Below are 7,912 nucleotides of genomic sequence, written 5' to 3'. Positions count from 1 at the left end.
TTCTTGGATCAATCCCCGTTTGATGGGATCCAATGAAATTCTGACTTTGTGAGAAAAATTCCTTCATAAGTATTTGGTTTTAAGATTACATTACTTCGTTCCGTATGCACAAAACAGCAATCATCACATATACTCAACGATACCATGAAACTAAAAAAACCTTTTTTTTAACTAATAACTTGTACTCATCCGTCTTTTCTCCTTTCTTGGTATATGCTAACAAACGCTGTTTCAGCATACTAAAACATTTTAAAAGTAGAGCGTTATTTCATTACCCCTCCTGTATATTCTCTTAAACAAGTGATCAAAACCAAAGAAAATTAACAAATCAATATGTTTTAAAAAAACAGGATTTGTCCATCAAAATGAAACAAGCTTTGATTACCCTTATCTATTGATCTAAGCAGTGACAAACGACAAAAAAATAAGGGATATCGATCATGAAATCCCTTTGGTTTAAGTAGAAAAAATCTTTATTGAACAAACAATATTTTTCAGGATTCGCCTAGGCTGACAAATCAACAAAATCTATTATTCTAAATAATTTTAGTCCAAAAAAAAAGCAGTAAACTTTCGTTTACTGCTTTTTTTATATACTGATTTATCTGATTAAGATAAAGCTGCTTTTACTTGATCTGCTGCTTCTTGGAAAGCTACAGCTGATAAGATTGGCATACCTGATTGATCAATCAATTCTTTTGCCAATTCAGCGTTTGTTCCTTGAAGACGTACAATGATAGGCACTTTAATATCGTCACCCATGTTTTTGTAAGCATCTACAACTCCTTGAGCAACACGGTCACAACGAACGATTCCTCCGAAGATGTTAATTAAAATAGCTTTTACGTTTGGATCTTTTAAGATAATACGGAAAGCGATCTCAACACGTTTAGCATCTGCTGTTCCTCCTACGTCTAAGAAGTTTGCTGGTTCAAAACCTGCGTACTTGATTAAGTCCATCGTAGCCATTGCTAAACCAGCACCATTAACCATACATCCAACAGTTCCATCTAAATCAACATAGTTTAAACCTGCCTCTTTAGCTTCTACTTCGATTGGACGCTCTTCAGTGATATCTCTGTACTCAGCATATACTTTTTGTCTGTATAATGCATTGTCATCAAGAGTAACTTTAGCATCAACTGCTAAAATTTTATCATCAGACGTTTTTAATACTGGGTTAATTTCGAACATAGAAGAGTCACTTCCGATGTAAGCATTGTATAATGCGTCAACGAATTTAACCATTTCTTTGAATGCATTACCTGATAAACCTAAGTTAAATGCAATTCTTCTTGCTTGGAAACCTTGTAATCCTACAGCAGGATCGATTTCTTCTTTAAAGATTAAGTGTGGCGTTTTTTCAGCAACTTCTTCAATATCCATTCCTCCTTCAGTAGAATACATAATCATATTTCTACCTTTAGCACGATCTAATAAAACAGACATATAGAATTCACTAACTTCGCTTTCACCTGGATAGTATACATCTTCAGCAACTAATACTCTATTTACTCTTTTCCCTTCTGGTGGAGTTTGTGGAGTAATTAAGTCCATACCGATGATTTTTCCAGCTAGCTCTTTTACTTCATCTAAGTTTTTAGCTAACTTTACTCCTCCTCCTTTACCTCTTCCCCCAGCATGGATTTGAGCTTTTACTACATACCAACTTGTACCAGTTTCTTCTGTAAGTTGTTTTGCTTTTTCAACAGCTTCATCTGCGTTGTTAGCTACTAAACCACGTTGTACTCTAACTCCGTAGCTAGCTAATATTTCTTTACCTTGAAATTCATGTAAATTCATAGTGTAATACGTTTAGCTTTAAAAATAAACAGATACAAAAATAATAATTAGGTTTGAATTTCCCTAATTTAATTCTGCATATGTCCTATTTATTCTTGCATTTGACTTTATTAAATTTAAAAAATATTTGATTTTTGTTCCTCTAATTTAGAAAATATCAATTGATCCTTTTCCTTCTCTTATAATTTCAGGTTCAAATCCAGACAAATCAATAACGGTAGACGCTTGATTATCACCATATCCCCCATCAATAATTAAATCGACTTTATTGTCCCACTTTTCTAAGATCAATTCTGGGTCTGTCGTGTATTCTAAAATTTCATCTTCATCGTAAATAGATGTAGAAACAATAGGATTTCCCAGTTTGCGCACAATTTCTCTTGCAATCGTATTATCTGGTACACGAATTCCGACCGTTTTCTTTTTTCTAAACTCTTTCGGCAGGTTGTTATTTCCTGGAAGAATAAAGGTATATGGACCGGGCAATGCTTTTTTGAGGATTTTAAATGTTGCTGTATCGATTTGCTTGATGTAATCTGAGATATTACTCAAGTCATGACACACAAAAGAAAAATTTGCTTTATCTAACTTAATACCTTTTAGACGGGCAATTCGCTCCAATGCTTTTGTATTGGTTATATCACAACCCAATCCATATACGGTATCCGTTGGATAAATAATTAATCCTCCATTGCGTAGAACCTCTACCACTTTATTAATCTCCTTTTCATTTGGATTTTCTGGATAAATCTTTACAAACTGTGCCATATCATTGATTTTTATTGTTTTACACAATTTACGCTAAAACTTGAAGCTTCGCAAATCGCAATAGTAATTTTTTTATCCCTCCTACATCGAAATTGATTTCGGCTTTGCGGTCTGCGCCAACTCCATCCAGATTTAAGATTACACCTTGTCCAAATCGTTCATGCATCACGCGTTGACCTACTGAAAGTCCGCTATTGGAAGCATCTCCCCCTTTACTGCTTGCGGTTGAAGCGGCATTAACGGGTTTCAATTTTCGAATATTACGATCTATAGTAGGTTCTTCGTTATTTTTCAGATAAGCAGGTGGTGTTCCATTAACTGGCTTAGCCAATCTCAGCTTACTTTTATCTACATCTCCAAAAATATCCGCATCAATTTTTGGTGTATAGCGATAGTTCGTTTCTACAGGCGTTAAAAACTCTAAATATTGATCATCAATTTCTTGAATAAAACGAGATGGATCACAGTCAATTAATTTTCCCCAACGATACCTCGATTGTGCATAGGTTAAATAGGCTTGATGTTCTGCACGAGTTAACGCTACGTAAAACAATCTTCGTTCTTCTTCTAGCTCCGTTCTGGTATTACTACTCATCGCACTAGGAAATAGATCTTCTTCCATTCCAACACAGAAAACGGTTGGAAACTCTAGTCCTTTTGCCAAGTGAATCGTCATCAAAGCCACACGATCATCATCTCCCGTATCTTTATCTAAATCAGTTGCCAAAGCCACATCTTCCAAAAACTCCGACAAGGCTCCCCTAGCTCCATCAATTTCACGTTGTCCTTCAATAAAGTCTTTGATCCCATTGAGTAACTCCTCTATATTTTCCATACGAGTAATTCCCTCTGGCGTAGTGTCCTTGCGCAATTCTTGTACTAATCCTGTCTTTTTCACTACATGTTCCACCATTTCATACGCATCTTTCGTTTCCTCTAGTGCTTGAAAAGCTTTTACCATGTTGACAAAATCAGTCAATTTATTCTTCGTTCCCGCTGTGATTTTCAAATCAATTTTATCGATATGCGTCATCACTTCAAAGATAGAACGCTTGTAGTGATTCGCTGCAATCGTTAATTTATCTAAGGTTGTTGCCCCAATTCCACGTGCAGGATAATTGATTACACGCACTAAAGCCTCTTCATCTTTCGGGTTGATAATTAAGCGCAAATAGCTCAATACATCTTTAATTTCTTTGCGTTGATAGAAGGATAATCCTCCATAAATACGATAAGGAATATCTCTTTTTCTCAAGGCATCCTCCATGGCACGAGATTGTGCATTGGTACGGTATAAAATAGCAAAATCACTGTTGTTTTTTTGATTTTGCATCTTTTCTTCAAAAATAGTCGATGCTACAAAACGACCTTCTTCCCCATCAGTTAAGGAACGGTGAACTTTAATTTTAGGTCCAAAGTCGTTATCTGTCCAAACGACCTTTTCTAACTTCACTTTGTTTTTATCTATAATGGTATTCGCTGCTTCCACAATATTTTTAGAAGAGCGATAATTTTGCTCTAATCGGTAGGTTTGAACGTTGTCAAAATCCTTTTGGAAGTTTAGAATATTATTGATATTCGCTCCACGAAAGGCATAAATACTTTGAGCATCATCTCCTACTACACAAATATTTTGAAAGCGATCCGATAAAGCACGTACAATCAAGTACTGTGAGTTATTCGTATCTTGGTACTCATCGACTAAAATATAGCGAAAACGGTCTTGGTATTTAGCTAAAACATCGGGAAAACGAGTCAACAATTCATTGGTTTTCAATAGTAAATCATCAAAATCCATGGCTCCTGCTTTGAAGCAACGTTCTACATAATGTTCGTAAATTTCACCAATACGCGGTCGTTTACTCATGGCATCCGCTTCTTGTAACTCTTGATCATTAAAATACGCTTTAACCGTTACCAAGTTGTTTTTATAGGTAGAGATACGACTTGCAACTTCTTTGGGTTTATAAACATCCTTATCCAATTGCAACTCCTTAATAATCTGACCTATTAAACGTTGCGTATCTTGAGAGTCATAAATAGAAAAGTTACTTGGATAGCCTAGATGATCTGCTTCTGCACGCAAAATACGGGCAAAAACAGAGTGAAACGTTCCCATCCAAAGGTTTCTTGCTTCACTATTTCCTACAATTTGAGCAATACGATTTTTCATTTCTCGTGCTGCTTTATTGGTAAAAGTTAGTGATAAAATATTAAAAGCGTCCACACCTTGATGCATCAGGTAGGCAATTCTCAAGGTCAATACCCTTGTTTTTCCTGAACCTGCTCCAGCAATCACAATCATGGGGCCATCTTTCTGTAATACAGGTGCTCTTTGAGCTTCATTAAGTTGATCGATATAACTTTGCATAGTGTCTAAAACCGTAAAAAGCCAAAATTACAACTACTATTAGTTTATAGCAAGTTTTGTTCACATTAAAGCGTTTTTATCTTTCACAATAATTCTTACTTTTGTTCAAATTTATATTGTATGAATCTCAACTTACTACTTACTTCACTTCAGTATGTACTTCCTGCATTAATTGTAGCTGGACTGGCTTATGTATTTTTTCAGAAGATTTTAGAAAAACAGACCCAAAGAGATCGTTTTATCCTAGCGCAGCTCTCTAACAAAGACACGGGAATTGATACAAAAGCGCTTAAGTTACAAGCCTGTGAACGGTTGGTCATTTATGCTGAGCGAAGCGATTTAAAGAAATTAATTTTGAGAGTACAACCTCTAAGTACAGATACCCAAGCTTATGCTCATTTGTTGGTTCAACATTTAGAGCAAGAATATGAATACAATGTTACACAACAGCTTTATGTTTCCCCTGAACTGTGGGCTATTGTTATGCATACCAAAAACGCCCTTATTACAACGATTCAACACACCGCAAAATTGCCTGAGGCCACTTCGGCGTTGTTGTATCAAAATCTCTTGTTGAATGAATCCGTAAAGATTCAGAATAAAGTAGAAATTCTACTTCGAGCAATCAAAGAAGAGACACAAGCTAATTTATAGTAAATCAGTTCAATAACAAATTAAAAGGTATGAGAAGAATTTTAATTAGCACCTGCTTATTGGTAGGCGTTTTAGGAACCCACTATACGGTTCACGCACAAAGTAAATTGGGGAATGTATTGGGAAACTTATCCCAAGATCAGATTGGAAAAGGGCTTAAAGAAGCTTTGGATAAGGGAATTCAAGAACAAGTAAGTCAATTGGCCAAACCTGATGGGTTCTTTAAGAATGAAATGGTAAAAATCATGCTACCAGAAGAATTACAAAAAGTAGATAAAACTCTTCGTTCTCTGGGAATGGGCAGTGTAGCAGATCAGGGATTACAGTTATTAAACAGAGCAGCGGAAGACGCCGTGAAAGAGGCTACTCCTATCTTCGTACAAGCCATTAAAGACCTGACGTTTAACGATGCCAAAAACATCTTATTGGGAGGTCAATCATCAGCAACGAGCTACTTAAAAGAAAAGACTTCTAAGCAATTGGCGGGTAAATTTGCTCCTGTGATTGAAGCATCTTTATCTCAAGTTGGTGCGACAAAAGTTTGGGAAGGCATTTTTACCAAATACAATAGCTTACCCTTAGTTTCACCCATTAACCCTGATTTGACGAATTATGTAACGGAAAAAACAATGGATGGAGTATTTACGATGATTGCTGTGGAAGAAAATAAAATTCGAGGCAACGAGGACAATGCTCGTTCAACAAATTTATTAAAAGAGGTGTTTGGCAAACAAGATAACACAGCCAATTCTTCAGCTGGTTCAACCAAAAATAGCACAAAGGACAACACGAAGAAAACAGAAACATCAACAGAAAAAAAGAAAAGTATCTTGGATCTATTTGGGAAGTAAACCTAAGTTTTGCTTTTTTGTTTATCAATCTTTAAAGCGTTTTATTATGCTAAGGATTAGATTGTTCACAACAAACAAATGAATGAAAAAGCAACATAAACATAACCTAGCCTTCATGTATCATTCACAATGAAATACGATATTTGCTTCATAAATAATTGATTTCATAAAAGAAATAGTTAAGGTTAGTTGATACAAAAAAAGCGCATTGAAAAATCTAATGCGCTTTTTTCATTTCTTCACTATTCAAAAGATTCCTCCAAAATTACGCTACACTATAGAGCGGGAATACATTCTTTAGTCGAATACATGTTCATGATTAGCAATGACCGTTGATCCCTTGACCGCTGCAGTACCATAAACCTGAGCAGAATCTTTCACAATAGCCTGCTCATATACTACAGCTTTTCCATAAACTTGAGCCCGGTCTTTAATGGTTGCATGACCATATACTTGAGCATAATCATATAAACGGGCGTAGTTTTCTACTGTAGCTTCTCCATAAACCTGTGCATCATTTTTAATGACAACTAATTCTCCTGATACCTGTGCATCCTCAAAAACCTTAGCATTATCTGCCAGTAACACTGCTCCGTTGAGGCTTGCATTATCATATACTTCCGCGTAATTGAATAAGGATATATTACCCGTTAATTGCGCATGGCCATATACTTGTGTAAAGTGTAAAACGATCGTCATACCATCTAATCTAGCATGACCATATATTTTAGCATGATCCCCTTTTACACCTTTTCCGGAAACAAAAGCATTTTCAAATACCTCTGCCTGTCCAAACACAACAACTAAATCACAAACACGAGCATCGTCGTATACTTTTGCAGAATCGCGTATGGTGGCATAGCCATATACTTGTGCCCTTCCATATACTTCGGCAGCATCGGTAATTGTAGCAGTATCAAAGACCTTGGCTTCCCCATATACTTTAGCCTTACCATTTATAAATGCCCACTCTTGGATCATCGCGTGATCTGAAACCATAGCATTATCACCTACCGTGACACTCCCTGTAAGTTGAGCCCATCCAGATACATCTGCATTATCAAATACATGAGCCTTGTGGTAAACCTGAGCATAGTCTGAAACCTTTGCATTCCCATTGACTCTTGCATTTCCATAAATTTCTGCCTGCCCCTCAACAAGAGCATCACCAGAAACGATAGCATTTTCATATACTTTTGCCTCACCCCAAATCATGCAGTTTCCAAATTGACTTAAATTTCGTTCATGCTCAATCCATCCCCCCTTCCGTCCTGTACTTATTTCCACTATACGCCAAAGCGTACGTCCTTTGTGAATCATTGATTCTTCAGTTTTATTGTACTTAACTGCCATAGTTATTTCATTTTTAAATTAAATCCTTTTTTCTCCCCTTACAATGTTGTCTTTTTTATTTCTTCTCTGGTATTGCTTTTTACTGTTCTTTTCGCAATATCAGCAACATAAT

6 protein-coding genes are annotated in these 7,912 nt (G+C 36.0%); 2 read left to right on the top strand and 4 right to left on the bottom strand.

Annotated elements, in window-relative coordinates; all coding sequences use genetic code 11:
* Positions 1 to 609: 609 nt before the first annotated feature.
* The 3 genes from sucC to AWV75_RS12875 all read right to left on the bottom strand — a co-directional run bounded on the left by sucC (position 610) and on the right by AWV75_RS12875 (position 4,942).
* Complete coding sequence (gene sucC, locus AWV75_RS12885; protein ID WP_060874763.1) at positions 610 to 1,803, bottom strand: ADP-forming succinate--CoA ligase subunit beta; 1,194 nt, start codon at positions 1,801 to 1,803, stop codon at positions 610 to 612.
* A gap of 147 nt (positions 1,804 to 1,950) precedes the next feature.
* Entirely contained in the window at positions 1,951 to 2,571 is a 621-nt protein-coding gene (locus AWV75_RS12880; RefSeq protein ID WP_060874772.1) for an L-threonylcarbamoyladenylate synthase, read from the bottom strand.
* Positions 2,572 to 2,599: 28 nt separating this feature from the next.
* The gene (locus tag AWV75_RS12875) at positions 2,600 to 4,942 is read right to left on the bottom strand and encodes an ATP-dependent helicase (RefSeq protein ID WP_060874762.1); all 2,343 of its coding nucleotides are present in this window, start codon (positions 4,940 to 4,942) and stop codon (positions 2,600 to 2,602) included.
* 120 nt (positions 4,943 to 5,062) lie between these two features.
* On the opposite strand from AWV75_RS12875, the gene AWV75_RS12870 reads away from it, so the two are divergent.
* A complete protein-coding gene (locus AWV75_RS12870) occupies positions 5,063 to 5,596 on the top strand; it encodes a hypothetical protein (RefSeq protein ID WP_060874761.1) in 534 nt (177 codons plus the stop codon).
* Positions 5,597 to 5,625: 29 nt separating this feature from the next.
* Positions 5,626 to 6,447, top strand: coding sequence for a DUF4197 domain-containing protein (locus AWV75_RS12865; RefSeq protein WP_060874760.1), 822 nt, complete (start codon positions 5,626 to 5,628; stop codon positions 6,445 to 6,447).
* A gap of 297 nt (positions 6,448 to 6,744) precedes the next feature.
* On the opposite strand, the gene AWV75_RS12860 is transcribed toward AWV75_RS12865, so the two are convergent.
* The gene (locus tag AWV75_RS12860) at positions 6,745 to 7,800 is read right to left on the bottom strand and encodes a hypothetical protein (protein ID WP_060874759.1); all 1,056 of its coding nucleotides are present in this window, start codon (positions 7,798 to 7,800) and stop codon (positions 6,745 to 6,747) included.
* Between the last annotated feature and the right edge of the window lie 112 nt (positions 7,801 to 7,912).

This window comes from Myroides odoratus (assembly GCF_001549985.1).
GTDB classification, from domain to species: domain Bacteria; phylum Bacteroidota; class Bacteroidia; order Flavobacteriales; family Flavobacteriaceae; genus Flavobacterium; species Flavobacterium odoratum_A.
This window is presented reverse-complemented; position numbering and strand designations above follow the sequence as displayed.

Coding starts and splice junctions, on each gene's coding strand:
- AWV75_RS12860 (WP_060874759.1), bottom strand. CDS start 7,800: ATGGCAGTTAAGTACAATAAAACTGAAGAATCAATGATTCACAAAGGA.
- AWV75_RS12875 (WP_060874762.1), bottom strand. CDS start 4,942: ATGCAAAGTTATATCGATCAACTTAATGAAGCTCAAAGAGCACCTGTA.
- AWV75_RS12870 (WP_060874761.1), top strand. CDS start 5,063: ATGAATCTCAACTTACTACTTACTTCACTTCAGTATGTACTTCCTGCA.
- AWV75_RS12880 (WP_060874772.1), bottom strand. CDS start 2,571: ATGGCACAGTTTGTAAAGATTTATCCAGAAAATCCAAATGAAAAGGAG.
- AWV75_RS12865 (WP_060874760.1), top strand. CDS start 5,626: ATGAGAAGAATTTTAATTAGCACCTGCTTATTGGTAGGCGTTTTAGGA.
- sucC (WP_060874763.1), bottom strand. CDS start 1,803: ATGAATTTACATGAATTTCAAGGTAAAGAAATATTAGCTAGCTACGGA.